This window comes from Microcystis aeruginosa NIES-4325 (assembly GCF_008974145.1).
Classification (GTDB): domain Bacteria; phylum Cyanobacteriota; class Cyanobacteriia; order Cyanobacteriales; family Microcystaceae; genus Microcystis; species Microcystis aeruginosa_G.
Genome location: NZ_BJKP01000004.1, coordinates 1 through 14,778, shown reverse-complemented (window position 1 = coordinate 14,778; position 14,778 = coordinate 1). Strand labels below are relative to the sequence as shown.

Sequence of the window (14,778 nt, the reverse complement as noted above, 5' to 3'; positions counted from 1 at the left end):
ACAGTTATCAGTGAGAGGTATAAGCTATTGTGCATCTAAATTTGATCTTCATTTTGACCTGTTACCTGTCCTAGACTAGCTTAATATGAAATGTTCTTTTAAGAAGCGTTATCAGTTAGGAACTTTGATGCTTGTATCGACAAGTTTAATGGCCTGTAGTGCCTTAAACTATAGCTCTTTTACGGAACTTGTACCATCTTTATCTCCCTCTCCTTCTCCTTTAGATGCGGCAACTTTACTTGTTTTAGAGAATAAAATCTATCAAAAGGTTAATCGCTATCGTCAATCTCGCAATTTATCTCCCCTACTGTTAAATCGGGCAATTTCGCAACAAGCAAGATTACATAGCCAACGTATGGCTGCGGGTTTAGTTCCTTTTAGTCATCAAGATTTTGACAAAAGAGCGCAAACTATTGGCGTTTCAGTTCCCTATCAAGCAGTAGGGGAAAATCTGGCAGTTAATCAAGGTTATGATGACCCAGTAATGATGGCTGTGGATGGTTGGATTAAAAGTCAAGGTCATCGGGAAAATATGGAGGGAGATTTTGATAGTACCGGGATTGGAGTAGCGACGGATAATCAAGGAATATTGTACTTTACTCAAATATTTTTAAAACGTCAATCCGCTCCCGTTGCTACTAATCTCCTTAGTTACGATCCTATCAGGAATCAATCTTTTTTCATTACCCTCGAAGAAAACACTAATTATCAAGTTAATCGCTACCGAATTTCTCAAAATTTACCTCCCCTACGTCTCGATGCTCGCATTAGTCATGAAGCTCGCTTATTTAGTCAAAAAATAGCCCATAAACAGGCTCCTTTTAGTCATGATGGTTTTGAGGGAAGAATGAAAGCAGTACAAAGGATGATTCCTTTAGAAAAAATGGGCGAAAATTTGGCTTTTATGAAGGGATATCCTGACCCCGTTAGCGTTGCCGTCAATGGTTGGATTAATAGCCCCGGCCATCAAAAAAATATGGTTGGTGATTATAATGTCACTGGTATCGGTATCGCTAAAAATAATGCTGGTGAATATTATTTTACACAACTTTTTGTTAAAAAGCGTTGACAAAATGACCATGATGATATTTAAATTTAATTATCAGTTTTTAACTATCAGCCTTTTCAGTTATCAGTTATCAGGGAAATAAAGGCACTCGTGCAATAGGCAAAAGCATTACAAATTTCCCTCCTGTCTCCTGTCTCCCATCTCCCCACTTCCTGATATCTTAACCCCTAACTATATGAACTTAGACAATTTTCAAGTGTGCGATCGAGATTTAAGCGATGACCTATTATCCCGTTATTTAGGGGTTAATTCGATCGCTGTAGATACAGAAACGATGGGATTAATACCGGGACGCGATCGACTGTGTTTAATTCAACTCTGTGATCCCAGTGGTTTTGTCACCGCCATTCGCGTTTTTAGGGGTCAAACAGAGGCTCCTAATCTCAAAAAGGTCATGGAAGATGAGCGGATAGAAAAAGTCTTTCATTTCGCCCGTTTTGATGTGGCTCAATTGTCCCATACTTTTGCCATTGCCACTCAACCGATTTTCTGTACCAAGATCGCCAGTAAACTCGCTCGGACTTATACCAGCAGTCACGGTTTAAAAAGTCTCGTGCAGGAATTGGAAGGCATAGAATTAGACAAAACTGCTCAAAGTTCTGATTGGGGAAATGCCGCTAATCTTACCCCAAAACAACTGAGTTATGCTGCTAACGATGTGCGCTATTTAATATCAGCGCGAGATAAACTAATTGTGATGCTGCAAAGAGAAGAAAGATGGGAATTAGCCCAAAAATGCTTTAGTTGTATCCCCATTTTTACCGCTTTAGATTTACAGCAATACAAAGATATATTTGAGCATTAGTCGGCAAAAGTTACGGTCTATATTTTGCCAATAATACCAAATGCGTTTTTAATAGTATGATTGACTCCCAATCGAACTTTAAAAACCCAGTTATGGATTGTTTCTCCCCACTTCCCCACTTCTCACTCCCCACTTCTCACTCCCCACTTCCCACTTCCCTCACTGATGACTGATTACCGATCACTGAAAATGCCCCTAGGGCTAAAAGCTGCCAAGATCACAAAAAAGACCGCTATGATCGAAAATAGAAATCATCGTCATTGGTAGAGAATAGGTAAAAAATCTATGACATCTTATGCGGCCTCCTCTGCACGAGCCGAAATGAGCGAACTTCGGCGCCTAAAAACCCTACTACCTCCAGAATTACAAAGTTGGGTAACGGTAGAAGGTTCCACAGAGGTTAATCCCCCCCTGATCCGTTGTGAAGAAATTGGCAGAGATGAGGTAGAAATTCAGATAGATTTAGCCAAATGGGAAAATTTAGCCATTGATCAGCGTAATTTGCTCTTTTGGCATGAAGTGGCCAGGATTCAAAATGATAGTATTCCCCGGGAAGGCTGGGAAATGGCCGCCCTCGCTATTGGCTTAGGTGGTGCAGTGGGGGAATTATGGGTACAGGACGGGTTATTATTGCTTTTGGCTATGGGATTATGTGGGATTTCCGGTTATCGTCTCTGGCGCAAAAATAACGGTGATAAAATTCTCAAAGAAGCGATCGAAGCCGATGAAAAAGCGATCGCCCTAGCCACCCGTTTCGGTTATTCTCTCCCCAACGCCTACAAGAGCCTAGGCAGTGCCTTTAAAACCCTAATCGAACAAACGCCTAACCGTCGTCTGCGTAAGCGTTATGAGACCCGTTTAGATGCCCTGAGAAAGAGTGCTGCCAAAGCGAAAGCCCAAACCCAAGGCCGTCCGCCCCTAGGCGAGATTCGTTAGCCGATAATCACAGGCAATCTGTGACATTACCCATTGGTATTTGGGGAAAAGTGTAGTAAACATTAGGTAGGTCATCAGGCCTTGTTCATCCATCAAACCACCTCGTTGTGTCGATGACTTCCCAAATTCCTGAAACACGTTTTCTGATCATTCCGATGGAGTATCCCGTTTTGCGGATGCCCGATCGCTTGACTGTCCTGGAAGCAGTACAGTTCAAGGATATCTTTCACCATCTCATCGCCCAAACACCCACTCCCGAAAAAGTCATTCTCGATCTGAATGCCACTCAATTTATGGATAGTAGTGGTGTGGGTGCTTTAGTGCATAATCTCAAAGCGGCTAGGGAAAAAAATATCGAGTTAGTGCTGGCTAACGTCCATCCCCCAGTGATGGGGGTTTTATCGATTACGGGACTAGATCAATTGTTCACTTTCCAAATCCCTCCCCTAGCAGCCCAAGAAAACGGCTTTACCCCCACTGAAAACCATCTACCGGAAACCCATCCCTCGATTCGCAGTTGGTTAAAGCGCTGTCTTGACATTATTGGTGGGATCGTGGGTTTATTAATCACGGGGGTTATTTTTGTCCCCATTGCCATCGCTATTAAGTTAGACAGTCCGGGGCCGATTTTTTTCAGTCAAACCCGCTGCGGTTGGTTGGGAAAGCAATTTAAAATTCTCAAGTTTCGTTCCATGTGTGTGGATGCAGAAGCACTCAAGGATAAAATCCCCAATCAAGCGCAGGGAGCTTTTTTTAAAAATAAAAATGATCCCCGGATTACCCGAGTAGGAAAATTTTTACGTCGTACCAGTTTAGACGAATTGCCCCAGTTTTGGAATGTGATCATTGGTGAAATGAGTCTTGTCGGCACTCGTCCCCCCACACCCGATGAGGTGGAACGCTACGATGTTCCCCAATGGCAACGTTTAGATGTAAAACCCGGTATGACGGGGGAATGGCAGGTGAATGGTCGCTCTCAGGTGCGTAATTTTGAAGAAGTAATTCAACTAGATTTGCGCTATCAAGAAAATTGGAGTTTAGGCTACGATCTACAACTGATTTTTAAAACAATTTTGATTCTCTTTCAAAAAAACAGTGGTGCCTTCTGAAGTCTTAAATTCCCCTTCTTTCCCCCTCCAATTCCATCTACAAGTCCGGACGGAATTGGCAGCTTTAATCCCAGTCCTAAAATGGTTTGAATCTCACGGCCGCTCTTTTTTACCTGACTCGGTGCTTTGGCAGTGTAAGGTGGCTTTAGCAGAAGGATTTACTAATGCTGTCCGTTATGCTCACAAAAATTTACCACCAACTACACCGATCGATCTAGAATTAACTTTACAGTCCCATTCTCTAGAAGTAAGAATATGGGATTACGGTCAACCTTTTGATCTGCAAGCAAAACTTGATTCTCTACAACAACATCCCGTCGCACCTTTGGAAATGGAAAGCGATCGAGGATTACTTTTCATGCGTTCTCTTACTGATACTTTACAATATATCCGCACTGGTGAAGGGAGAAATTGTTTAATTCTTCAGAAAAGTTTCTAAGTCAATTTATCCCCTGCTAGAAACTCTGTCCATGGCACAGGTTTCCAGACGAGAAAAAAGAATTATGCCGCCATCCACACCCCACACAAGGGTGAGAAGATGTCCGGAGGTTGCTTTGAGAGAGAAAGTAATTTGATCGTAGTATAACCACTTGTTATTAAATCGCCAAGCGACTTTTGACTCAAAAGCGTTCCATTTTTGTTGATCATAATTGCCGCTTTCTCCCAAACTTTCAGAGATTTTTTTCTGAACAGATATACCGAATTTTCCCTGACTATATTGTAACCATAGTTGATTGATCGTGGCTAAATCTTCCCAGGTAAAGTTATCTATATCTTCTATCTTAAGATATTTTTCTTTAGTTCGATCAGCAACTGTTAAAAATAAATTAGCTGTTTCTCGATCAGCTTCTTGCCATTTTTCTTGGGCTAATAAATTCCTTAGATTGGTATAATCAATTTCCCTATCACTTTTAGGTTAATTTCCTCCCTAGTGGTAGGGGAAAAACTGGCAAAACCGTTTCTTGAATTGTGACCTGTAATCGGGGTTTTGGCGGAATCACTACGGCTAATTTTACTGCCAACTCTTGCAGAACTTCCCTGGCTGATTGATAACGTTTTTTGGTGCCAAATCCCATTAATTTATCTAAAATTTCGCCGAATGCACCACGAACAGGATTATTAATCAAACGATCACTGTTCCTGTCAGGGAAAGATTAGCAATAAGGGAGCAGGGAGCAGTGAGAAAAAAGCGTTCGACTGAGCGTTCGACAAAAGCTCACGCCGAAGTCTGATAACTGATAGCTAAATCGAGGTTTCTTCCTCCAGCCAAATTTCCGGCTGTTGATTTAATAAAAGCTGGGCCGCCTCTAACATATCATCGACAATATCGCGCAAATCTGTCTTATTATCGATATAAGCTTTTAACGCTTCCATCGGATCTAATTGATTACCCACCCCTAATTCCGGTAAACGGGGACGGGTTAATTGACTAATTAACTCCGCCCGAATACTATAACTATGGGCAGGTTTTAATGCCTCGTCAAGCTGATTGGTGTTGATTAGTTCTAATTGCTCACTGCGAATTTTATAAACTAAGCGGATAACTGCTTCCTGAATATTATATTTTTTCAGAGCTTTCAGCAATTCTTTTTGGGGATTTTCCGCCTCGGAAACATCCACTTCGATCGAACGGAAAGGACGCACAGGTAAAGGACAAAATTCCCATTTAACCTCTCCTTTAGCCACTTCTATTAAAACATAGCCCTTAGCTTCTCTTTCCTCGCTAAAATCCACTCGATCAATGCTCCCCGGATAGACAATAGGCGGATCATTGCTAGGATTAAGATTTTGGTGTTTGTGAACATGACCGAGGGCGACATACTCGAATTGTGGACGATTTAGCAACGATAAAGGCACAGTAAAACCTTTACCAACTGCTAAAAATCTTTCTGCTCCTAAACTAGCTCTATCGGCCATTAAATGGGCTAATAAAACTGTTGGTAAACTTGTATCTAATTGGCGGATTTCTCCTTCTAAAACTGGTTCCAAACGGTTAATTAATAATTCATTTACCCCACTCAAGGATAAACCCTCGGTTTCGGGACGGGTTAAGAGAGTGGCGCGGGTTAACCAGGGTAAAGTAATTACTTGGATATCGCCGTTGCGGGTGGTGATGCGATGGGTGGTCAAGCGATCGCCAACAATAAACCCCGGCACCGCTAAGGTACGATAGATGGAAAGACTCACACCGCCATTACCCTGAGAATGTTGATCGTGATTACCCACTAATAACACCGTCGGGATATTAGCATCGGCAAGACGACGGAATTGACTGGCAAAAGCTTCGTGAACAAAAGGAGGAGGAGTGGCATCGGGAAAGGCATCTCCCCCAAAAAGCACTAGATCCACAGGGGAGGCAATAGCCTGATCGATACAGAGGCTCAAACTGCCCATAAAATCCTCTAAACGCGTGTTTAATCCCGTTTTTGGATTTAAGCGTCCATGGGAAAAACCGCTCCCCATGTGAATATCCGATAAGTGCAGTATTTTAATCATAGTAAAGGAAAAACAGGCGTAATTAAGTACACCTGTTCAAGATTATTTTCCTAATTTTTTATCGCCATCTTGACGACGGCGATCGCGCCATTCTGTAGTCGTCAGGTAGAGAATACCACCACTGACGATAACGAGGAGAATTAAGGCGACAAGAAAGAGAGTGTTGAGAATCAGAGATGTTTCCATGGTATCTATAGATTACCTAGAAACCGTTACGACCCCAAACCACCATGGCGATCGACCAAGTGAATAGGGCGAGAATGCTAACCCAACCAAGTGTCAAAATATCCATAATTGCCTTTGTTAAACGAATTACTTGCGAGATAACTACTCAATTTATAATACTTCATCAGTGACTCCGTTTTAGAGAGGCGATCGTGCAAATTACGCTCAAGGAAAGAATCGAATCCATACAGGTGGGGAGTATCTCGGCGCTGGCTTTTGTGGTTCCCTATCTGCTATTTTTAACTGTTGATCGACTATTTTTAGGGGAATCGCTCACACTAATTGGCGCTTTTGTCAAGATAGCTGGGGCGATAATTAGCGGATTTCTCTTTGGTGTCACCTATCGTTATGTCGTCCGTAACGATGATAATCCCCATCTCAAAGATGGTACAGTGGCAGCTTTTGCCCTAGTCCGCGGCCTAGTTCCCCTACAATTATCCACAGACTTGCTCGCTGACAGTTGGCAATTAAGTCTCTTTCTAGGAGAGAGCTTTATCTGTTTTTTATCCTGTCGTCTGCTCTTAGAGTTGACTAAGCTGCGCCCATAACCGATCATCTTTTTGGCTATCAGGAGACAGGATACTCCGAGACAGGATACTCCGAGACAGGAGATTATTTTTATTTATTCTCCCTGCTCTAGCACTCCCCATCTCCCTACCTCCCAATTGATAATTCATAATTGATAATTTATAATTCTCACACCCTATGGCTATTTGTATTCCCGTTAATTTACCTGATCGCTCCTATAATATTCTGATCGAGAAGGACAGTTTAGCTAATCTCGGTGCAGAAATGAGCCAGTTAAACTTAGGTAAAAAGGTTTTATTGGTTTCTAATCCCGAAATTTTTGAGTATTACGGGCAGATAACCGTTAATTCCCTGGAAAAAGGGGGATTTGCCGTTTCTACTCATCTGATCCCCGCTGGCGAAAATTATAAAACCCTCGATTCGATCACCCAAGTTTATGATACTGCCCTCGCTCACCGGCTGGAACGTTCCTCGACTATGGTTGCCCTCGGTGGTGGTGTGATCGGGGATATGACGGGATTTGCGGCGGCCACATGGTTACGGGGCATTAATTTTGTCCAGGTTCCCACCACCCTGTTAGCCATGGTGGATGCTTCTATCGGGGGTAAAACTGGTGTTAATCATCCCCAGGGCAAAAATCTGATCGGGGCGTTTTATCAACCGAAATTAGTTCTGATCGATCCTAACGTGCTTAAAAGCCTACCCGTGCGAGAATTTCGGGCTGGAATGGCAGAAGTGATTAAATACGGTGTAATTTGGGATGCTGAGTTATTTCAACAGTTAGAAGACTCGGATAATTTAGCCAGTTTTTCTCAGATCGATGGCGAGCTATTGCAAACAATTATTACAAAGTCTTGCCAAGCGAAAGCAGATGTGGTAGGAAAAGACGAAAAAGAAGCGGGTTTGCGGGCGATCTTAAACTATGGTCACACGATCGCCCACGGCATTGAAAGTTTAACCGGATACACTAGGATTAACCATGGGGAAGCGGTGGCCATGGGGATGGTGGCGGCAGGTGCGATCGCTGTTAAACTGGGAATGTGGACTGCCAGCGAAAATCAACGTCAAACCGATTTAATCGAAAAAGCCGCCTTAGAAACCCGTATGCCGCCTTTAAATGCCGATGAGATGATAAATGCTCTCACTGCCGATAAAAAGGTTAAAGATGGCAAGGTTAGATTTATTTTACCAACGGCAATCGGCCAAGTGACCATTAGCGATCGAGTCACCCCCACCCTGGTGCGGGAGGTTTTATCACCAACCGAATCCGGGCAGTAAACGCTTTTTCAATTGTTGCATCGCTTGTTCCGTAACATCCCGGTATTTTAAATCTCCCACGAGAATCCGTCCCATCAGTTGACCAGCGATCGGCCGTTTAACGGCGACATTGTAGGCGATTTGGGTAAATTGATAGAATAAACCAGCTAATTTGGCCGCTAAAGCCATATCTTCCCCCCATTCTTCCCGAATTATCCGACTATAGCCCGCTAAAGCCTGATTATCTCCGGCTAAAGCTCGATCAATCGCTTCGGCTGCCTTAACTCCCGTCAAAATTGCCGGACGGATACCCTCCCCGATGAGCGGATCGAGAATCCCCGCCGCTTCTCCTACAATTAAGGCATTTTGGGCGTTTAGCGGTTGATTTCCATTCCAAAGGGCTAAAGCATACTCACTATAGCGATAATCCTGCAAATTCCAGCCTTTTTGACGGGCATAATTTAACAGTTGTTTTTTTAGCTCCTCGGATTTGATTCTGCCCTTAAAACAACCACCGCTAATTGTGTAACCATTAGACTTGGGAAAAGCCCAGATATAGCCATTTTTTAGGGAACCAAACTCAAAAAAAGCTTTTTGGGGTGGAATAGTCGCTTCTGCGTTAGTAATTTCGAGGGTAGCACCGATAGCTTCGTTTTTCGCTGGTAATCCCAACCAGCGACTGGTATTGCCCTTAACACCATCGGCAGCAATCAGATATTTGCCTGAAAATGTTCGTTGGGATGTGGTAACTTGCCAGTGATCTTGAAGGAATTTGATCTGGGTAACTTCGCTGTTATCTTGGATGGTTGCCCCGACTGCGATCGCCTGTTGACCTAAAAAATCATCGAAACGATCCCTTTGTACCATCCACATCGGTTCTAGCATATTTAACTTAGTGGTGACGGCATCCCCCTGTTTCCAAGTAAACTGTACTTGCGTGACGGTATTCTCGATCACGGGGGTAAAGTCAAAATCAAACCACTGCTTAATTGCCGGGGATACCCCCCCACCACAGGGTTTATAACGGGGTAATTTCGCTTTATCGAGGATCAGGATCGATCTTCCCTTTTTAGCTAGATGATAACCCGCCGTCGCTCCTGCTGGTCCCGCACCGATGATAATACAGTCAAACATTTGTACTAATTTAAGTCGTTGAACAAATTTATAGACAATTTACGCTATTTTGGGCAACTTGTGTTGAGTCTGGTTTCTTGTCCCTTCCTCAGTCGGTTGAGCTTGCCTCTCTAGTTTCTAGCTGATTAGCCCTCTTATTCTTTGTGTGATCAGTTTAACTTACTATAGAAGCGATCAATCTTTGTGTCCTCTGTGTCTGGAGTGGTTCCTTCCATTCGCTCGCCGGCAGGACTATATTTTAGAATACATTTTACCCACCAAACCTAAGAGAGCCGCTGATTTATACCCCAATTTCCCAGAGAGCCTAATCTCTGGCTTTTTTGACTAATTGATCAATCTTCACCTGATCAATCGTATAATCAAAAAAACTATAATGACTCGATTATATTATGAAAATTGTTTCTATTAAAATAAAAAACTATCGTATGTTTAAAAATATACACATAAGAGATATTCCCCCTTTTTGTGTGATTATTGGAGCTAACGGCACGGGAAAATCTACTCTATTTGATATTTTTGGTTTTCTGCGAGATGCCCTCAAAAACAACATTCGCCAAGCCTTACAAATTCGCGGCGGTTATAGAGAAATTATCACTAGAGGTCAAGAACAGGAAGATATTGAAATCGAGCTGCAATTTCGCATGAAAATCTTAGATACAGAACGTCTGGTTACTTATATACTTATAATTGGACAAAACAATAATCGTCCCGTTATCAAACGCGAAATACTTCGCTATAAACGGGGTGAACACGGTGCACCTTTTCATTTTTTAGATTTTAAACTTGGCCAAGGATATGCTATCACCAACGAAGAAGATTTTAGTAAACCAGATAAAGACCTTGATCGAGAAGAACAACAGCTAGAATCTAACGACATACTAGCGATCAAGGGAGTAGGACAATTTCAACGTTTTAAAGCCGCTACAGCCTTTCGTTCTCTGATTGAAAATTGGCACGTTTCTGACTTTCATATTAGCGAAGCTAGAGGAAGTAAAGAAATATCTTATGCTGAACACTTATCCCCCACTGGAGACAATATAGCTACAGTTGCTCAATATATTTATCAACAATATCCCGAAATTTTTCAGCAAATTCTCGAAAAAATGAAACAACGAGTTCCGGGTATTTCTTCTGTGGAAGCCAAAGAAACCGAAGACGGTCGCTTGATTTTACGTTTTCAAGATCAGGCCTTTAAAGACCCTTTTATTGATCGCTATGTTTCTGACGGGACTATGAAAATGTTCGCTTATTTAATATTACTATTCGATCCCAATCCTCATCCCCTACTCTGTGTCGAAGAACCAGAAAACCAACTTTATCCTACTTTATTAAAAGAACTAGCCGAAGAATTCGCCCACTATAGCTATCGGGGGGGTCAGGTATTTGTTTCTAGCCACTCTCCCGATTTTCTCAATGCGGTTCCACTAGCTAGTATTTTCTGGCTAATTAAATCCCAAGGTATCACCCAAATCCATAGGGCTACCGATAGCGAAATCATCAAAAACTTAGTAGCGGAAGGCGATTTACCCGGCTATCTTTGGAATCAAGGCTGGTTTGAAGGAGTAGCACCATAATGAACTATGATATCGTATTTTTGCTAGAAGAGTCATCTATAGAAAATGTGTTAGACGAACTTTTGCCTAAACTTATTCCCCCAGAAATAAGGTATAAATGTATTAGTCATCAAGGCAAACAAGACCTAGCCAAATCTATTCCTATAAAACTCAAAGCTTTCAAGAAATCTAGTCCCAATACCAAATTTATTATTGTTCACGATCAGGATTCCCACGACTGTCAAAAACTTAAAAAAGACCTAGGGGAAATTTGTCAAAATTCCAGTGATGCTCAAGTCTTAATACGGATTATTTGCCATGAATTAGAATCTTGGTTTCTGGGAGATTTAGCAGCGGTGGCCAAGGCGTATAATTTAAATAGTCTCGGTCAAAAACAAAATAAAAGTAAATACAGAGAACCAGACCGGCTTAACTCGGCTAAACAAGAATTAAAAAAGCTAGTGAAAGAGTATTATGCAGGAACCCACTCTAAACAGATTGCCCCCCATCTTTCCCTAACTGAAAATAAATCCCGTAGTTTCCAAACTTTTATACAAGGTATCAAAAATGTTGTGGAAATGATACAACGCCCCAATCCGAACCAGAACTAAAATAGACCTCGACCTAATATAAGTGGGTGGGTGGAATTAAATATAAGATGAACGTAGGTTGGGCTTCGACGGTGAGCTTTTGCCGAACGGTTGAAGCATGAAACCCAACGCCCCCATAGTTTACGCTACCGCTAACCCATCCTACAAATAATTGTGCCTCCCTAATTAATTAAAAGCCTGTAAGCTCCTAACTAGGATGATAATTTCTACCGATAAGATTTTTGTGCCCAAAAATATTCCACCCGGCAGAACCGAGGGGAAAGTGGGAAAAAACTGCTAATCTAGCAGTTTAAGGCTAAGTCTTGGGATTCTTTTTTCAAGAGATTAACGAGGGTTTCGTCACCATTCTCTTGAGCGATTTGTAAACGACGTTCCAGACGACGACGAATATTGTTCAGATGGATGCGAGAAAGGGTTTCCTCTTGGAGGACAACAGGGGGTTTGACAACGGGCAACGGACAAGCGTTCGGGGTGACTTGCCCAGTAAGATGAGGACGGGTGCTGTAGGCAACTCCACGATACTGACGATGCAGTTTCGGCTCTAATTGGAGCATATGGCGAGGATAATGGTGATTCCAGTCTTGACCTCGGTATTTACCCCCGATATCTCCAGTCTTCATCTCCAAGGGGAGAGAATCCCTTTCGTACTTAACTCCTCGATAGGCTAACGTCATATCACTGACTCCCTGCAATGCTTTAAATTGACTTTAATCTCTCTTGTCGTCTCTATTTAGGGACAACAATTCACAAGATTTTATTTCTTATTCTGTATCTATTTTTACATTTTGTTAGGGAAATTGAAAAAACTTTATAAAAATTTAAGATTTTTTAGTTGGTCACAGTATTATTTTTTGGCTGAGTTTGGTCGCCCGCTAAAGGAGCCTTTAGGGTTTTGAAGATGAATTTGGGGGCTGGAAGCGGCTAAATGAACCCCCATACCATCATTGTCTCATAATTTCCCCTTCCCTCTGGACCGACCTCCCCCAGAAAATCTAGCGACTTCGCCTACATTCCTGAAAAATGTTATTATTGCCAGCAAGCTCAATTCTTGCCGTTTTATATCTTTTCTTAACTTGAGCAATAGTATTAATCAAACCCATGGGAGATGATTTCCACATTTTGACCAATTTTTACCCTCTTCAGGGATAAGATGGTGCTTGTGTCACCTAAACATTGATCTATGAGCGGCTTTATTATCAAAATAATCTTGATATCGGCTTTAATTTCCCTGGTAATTAAATATCTTGCCCCTTTATTATCGATCGCTCCCAGTCCTCTTAACACTTTAATTCTGGTTTTTACTCCTTTTCTACTCACGGTTTTTGCCCTCTGGAGACGGACAATAACTGATTAGGAATTTTTCTTCTTACTCATCATGACTTTTGGCAGCAGCTTCGGTTTAGTCCTGTTAGTCTTTTGTCTGTTGATTCTCTGGCAGATTCGACAGATTCTCTTATTATTATTGATGGCGATTCTTCTGGCTCAGATTTTAAATTTAGCTGTGACTTGGTGGCAGCGTCATCACCTTAAACGTTCCCACGCTCTAATTATCACTCTTTTTAACTTCTTTATTGGTATTATCGGTATTTTTGTGGGGATTATACCCGCTTTAGTCCAACAATTTCGCCAATTATTTAGTTTATTACCCCAAGCTATAGAAAGACTCTGGGGACAAGTCCATAGTCTTGAGGATTATCTCGATCCTAGTCTGGCCAGTGTCTTTCCGGACTTTAAAACGATGCTCGCTCAATTACAACCCCTGATTAACCAAATTGCTGGCCGGGGTTTGAGCATTTTTTACGGTACTTTAGGCATTATCCTCAGCTTACTGCTAATTGTTGCCCTGAGCTTGATGATTCTCGCCGATCCTGCCGCTTACCACCGTTGTTTTCTGCGTTTATTTCCCGCTTTCTACCGTTCCAGGGTACGATCGATCCTAGAACAGTGCGATCGAGATTTAAAAGCTTGGCTAAAAGGGATTTTCTGTCATATGTTGATTATGACCTTATGCAGTTGCCTAGGTCTATCCCTGATCGGCATTCCCCTCGCTTTTTCCCAATCTATCCTGGCGGGATTTCTCACCTTTATCCCCAATCTCGGGCCGCTTTTAAGCACGATTTTACCCTTTTCTATCGCCCTTCTGGAAGCTCCCTGGCAACCCTGGGCAGTTTTACTACTCTACAGCAGTATTTATCTGTTAATTCAATATTTCGACCATCATCCACCGCTGCCCATTTTAACAGTGCGGTCGCTCAAACTCTTACCCGCTTTTACCCTGTTGGCCCAGTTGTTTTTTGCCTCGATTTTTGGCTTTTTAGGCCTATTTCTGGCGGTTCCCCTGACGCTTATCGGTCGTATTTGGCTCAAGGAGGCTCTGATCGAGGATATTCTCAATCATTGGCGGACCAGGGATAAAAAATCTTAAACTGGGGATCTAGGATTCGAACCTAGGAAATGGCGGGACCAAAACCCGCTGCCTTACCGCTTGGCTAATCCCCATTGCACAGACCTTTTTAATATTAGCATCTATCTTCCCGGTTTTGTCAAGAAGTTTCTAAAATTTTTTTGCTTACTGTGGCATCCGAGGGTAGAATCAGGAGGCCGCCTGAGCCTCAAACTAAGCTATAGTGGGAACTACTGGTCTGTCAAGTTGAAGTTAGCCCAGACAATCATTGTCAAGCTGTATCCTTAACAAGAGAGCCGTCAAACTAGGTTCGTCTGAGGTGAACATCTCAAGCACGGTTCTGAATGGGGGGGATGGGAGCGATAATGTGATCAGTGGAGATTATTAAGTAAACAGTAAGTAGGTGGGTGGAATTAAATATATAGCGTTTCTGATTCACACGAGGTACATTCCCGATCCTGAACAGCTTAATCAGCAAAGGTTTAAGTGTGCCGCACAGATGCGAGAACCGCTATAAGATGAACGTAGCGACTGTCTTGATTGTCAAGGGGTAATTCAAAAAAACTCAAGCAGTTGCCGTAAAACTCAAAATCTCAAGCCGGAAAAAAGCGCAGCAAAAGCTAAGCTGCTCAGGTTAAACCAAAGCAAGCG

General features: G+C 42.4%; 18 protein-coding genes and 1 tRNA gene. 11 read left to right on the top strand and 8 right to left on the bottom strand.

Annotation, left to right across the window (positions count from 1 at the left end):
* The first annotated feature begins 85 nt into the window (after window positions 1–85).
* From MiAbW_RS03035 to MiAbW_RS03015, 5 genes are all read left to right on the top strand, one after another.
* A complete protein-coding gene (locus MiAbW_RS03035; RefSeq protein WP_151694876.1) occupies window positions 86–1,069 on the top strand; it encodes a CAP domain-containing protein in 984 nt (327 codons plus the stop codon).
* A 175-nt stretch (window positions 1,070–1,244) separates the two neighbouring features.
* Window positions 1,245–1,874, top strand: coding sequence for a ribonuclease H-like domain-containing protein (locus MiAbW_RS03030; RefSeq protein ID WP_151694875.1), 630 nt, complete (start codon window positions 1,245–1,247; stop codon window positions 1,872–1,874).
* 285 nt (window positions 1,875–2,159) lie between these two features.
* Window positions 2,160–2,810 (top strand): DUF3318 domain-containing protein, encoded by a 651-nt coding sequence (locus MiAbW_RS03025; protein WP_002756971.1) that lies wholly within the window; start codon window positions 2,160–2,162, stop codon window positions 2,808–2,810.
* A gap of 113 nt (window positions 2,811–2,923) precedes the next feature.
* On the top strand, window positions 2,924–3,919 hold the full coding sequence (locus MiAbW_RS03020; RefSeq protein ID WP_151694874.1) for an anti-sigma factor antagonist: 996 nt from the start codon (window positions 2,924–2,926) through the stop codon (window positions 3,917–3,919).
* Window positions 3,906–4,358 carry an ATP-binding protein gene (locus MiAbW_RS03015; RefSeq protein ID WP_151694873.1) on the top strand — a complete coding sequence of 151 codons (453 nt, stop codon included), beginning with the start codon at window positions 3,906–3,908 and terminating at the stop codon, window positions 4,356–4,358. Before MiAbW_RS03020 ends, MiAbW_RS03015 begins: the two co-directional genes overlap by 14 nt.
* Before the next feature lie 6 nt (window positions 4,359–4,364).
* Here the strand turns inward: MiAbW_RS03015 and MiAbW_RS03010 are convergent, their stop codons facing one another.
* The 5 genes from MiAbW_RS03010 to petN all read right to left on the bottom strand — a co-directional run bounded on the left by MiAbW_RS03010 (window position 4,365) and on the right by petN (window position 6,707).
* A complete protein-coding gene (locus tag MiAbW_RS03010; protein WP_238707189.1) occupies window positions 4,365–4,817 on the bottom strand; it encodes a GUN4 domain-containing protein in 453 nt (150 codons plus the stop codon).
* A 13-nt stretch (window positions 4,818–4,830) separates the two neighbouring features.
* Entirely contained in the window at window positions 4,831–5,046 is a 216-nt protein-coding gene (locus tag MiAbW_RS19875) for a hypothetical protein (protein WP_238707183.1), read from the bottom strand.
* Window positions 5,047–5,161: 115 nt separating this feature from the next.
* Window positions 5,162–6,415 carry an exonuclease subunit SbcD gene (gene sbcD, locus MiAbW_RS03005; RefSeq protein ID WP_151694872.1) on the bottom strand — a complete coding sequence of 418 codons (1,254 nt, stop codon included), beginning with the start codon at window positions 6,413–6,415 and terminating at the stop codon, window positions 5,162–5,164.
* Between the two features lie 42 nt (window positions 6,416–6,457).
* Entirely contained in the window at window positions 6,458–6,601 is a 144-nt protein-coding gene (locus MiAbW_RS19500) for a hypothetical protein (RefSeq protein ID WP_002736416.1), read from the bottom strand.
* A 16-nt stretch (window positions 6,602–6,617) separates the two neighbouring features.
* Window positions 6,618–6,707, bottom strand: a complete 90-nt coding sequence (gene petN, locus MiAbW_RS03000) for a cytochrome b6-f complex subunit PetN (RefSeq protein ID WP_012265708.1) — start codon at window positions 6,705–6,707, stop codon at window positions 6,618–6,620.
* 85 nt (window positions 6,708–6,792) lie between these two features.
* Here petN and MiAbW_RS02995 point away from each other — a divergent pair, with 85 nt between their 5' ends.
* Together MiAbW_RS02995 and aroB are read left to right on the top strand one after the other, a co-directional pair.
* Entirely contained in the window at window positions 6,793–7,188 is a 396-nt protein-coding gene (locus MiAbW_RS02995; protein WP_151694871.1) for a hypothetical protein, read from the top strand.
* 157 nt (window positions 7,189–7,345) lie between these two features.
* On the top strand, window positions 7,346–8,446 hold the full coding sequence (gene aroB / locus MiAbW_RS02990) for a 3-dehydroquinate synthase (RefSeq protein ID WP_151694870.1): 1,101 nt from the start codon (window positions 7,346–7,348) through the stop codon (window positions 8,444–8,446).
* Here the strand turns inward: aroB and MiAbW_RS02985 are convergent.
* A complete protein-coding gene (locus tag MiAbW_RS02985; protein WP_151694869.1) occupies window positions 8,423–9,559 on the bottom strand; it encodes a geranylgeranyl reductase family protein in 1,137 nt (378 codons plus the stop codon). The genes aroB and MiAbW_RS02985 overlap by 24 nt on opposite strands.
* A 389-nt stretch (window positions 9,560–9,948) precedes the next feature.
* Between MiAbW_RS02985 and MiAbW_RS02980 the strand changes: the two genes are divergently transcribed.
* Window positions 9,949–11,133 carry an AAA family ATPase gene (locus MiAbW_RS02980; RefSeq protein WP_151694868.1) on the top strand — a complete coding sequence of 395 codons (1,185 nt, stop codon included), beginning with the start codon at window positions 9,949–9,951 and terminating at the stop codon, window positions 11,131–11,133.
* Window positions 11,133–11,723 carry a DUF4276 family protein gene (locus MiAbW_RS02975; RefSeq protein WP_151694867.1) on the top strand — a complete coding sequence of 197 codons (591 nt, stop codon included), beginning with the start codon at window positions 11,133–11,135 and terminating at the stop codon, window positions 11,721–11,723. Before MiAbW_RS02980 ends, MiAbW_RS02975 begins: the two co-directional genes overlap by 1 nt.
* A 281-nt stretch (window positions 11,724–12,004) precedes the next feature.
* Here MiAbW_RS02975 and MiAbW_RS02970 read toward each other — a convergent pair whose 3' ends face one another.
* A complete protein-coding gene (locus MiAbW_RS02970) occupies window positions 12,005–12,397 on the bottom strand; it encodes a DUF4278 domain-containing protein (RefSeq protein ID WP_151694866.1) in 393 nt (130 codons plus the stop codon).
* A 506-nt stretch (window positions 12,398–12,903) separates the two neighbouring features.
* Between MiAbW_RS02970 and MiAbW_RS19495 the strand changes: the two genes are divergently transcribed.
* Both MiAbW_RS19495 and MiAbW_RS02965 read left to right on the top strand, forming a co-directional pair.
* A complete protein-coding gene (locus tag MiAbW_RS19495; protein WP_172967335.1) occupies window positions 12,904–13,077 on the top strand; it encodes a hypothetical protein in 174 nt (57 codons plus the stop codon).
* A 21-nt stretch (window positions 13,078–13,098) separates the two neighbouring features.
* Window positions 13,099–14,148 carry an AI-2E family transporter gene (locus MiAbW_RS02965; protein ID WP_151694865.1) on the top strand — a complete coding sequence of 350 codons (1,050 nt, stop codon included), beginning with the start codon at window positions 13,099–13,101 and terminating at the stop codon, window positions 14,146–14,148.
* Between the two features lies 1 nt (window position 14,149).
* Here MiAbW_RS02965 and MiAbW_RS02960 read toward each other — a convergent pair.
* Window positions 14,150–14,222 (bottom strand) — tRNA-Gln (locus tag MiAbW_RS02960).
* Window positions 14,223–14,778 lie beyond the last annotated feature (556 nt).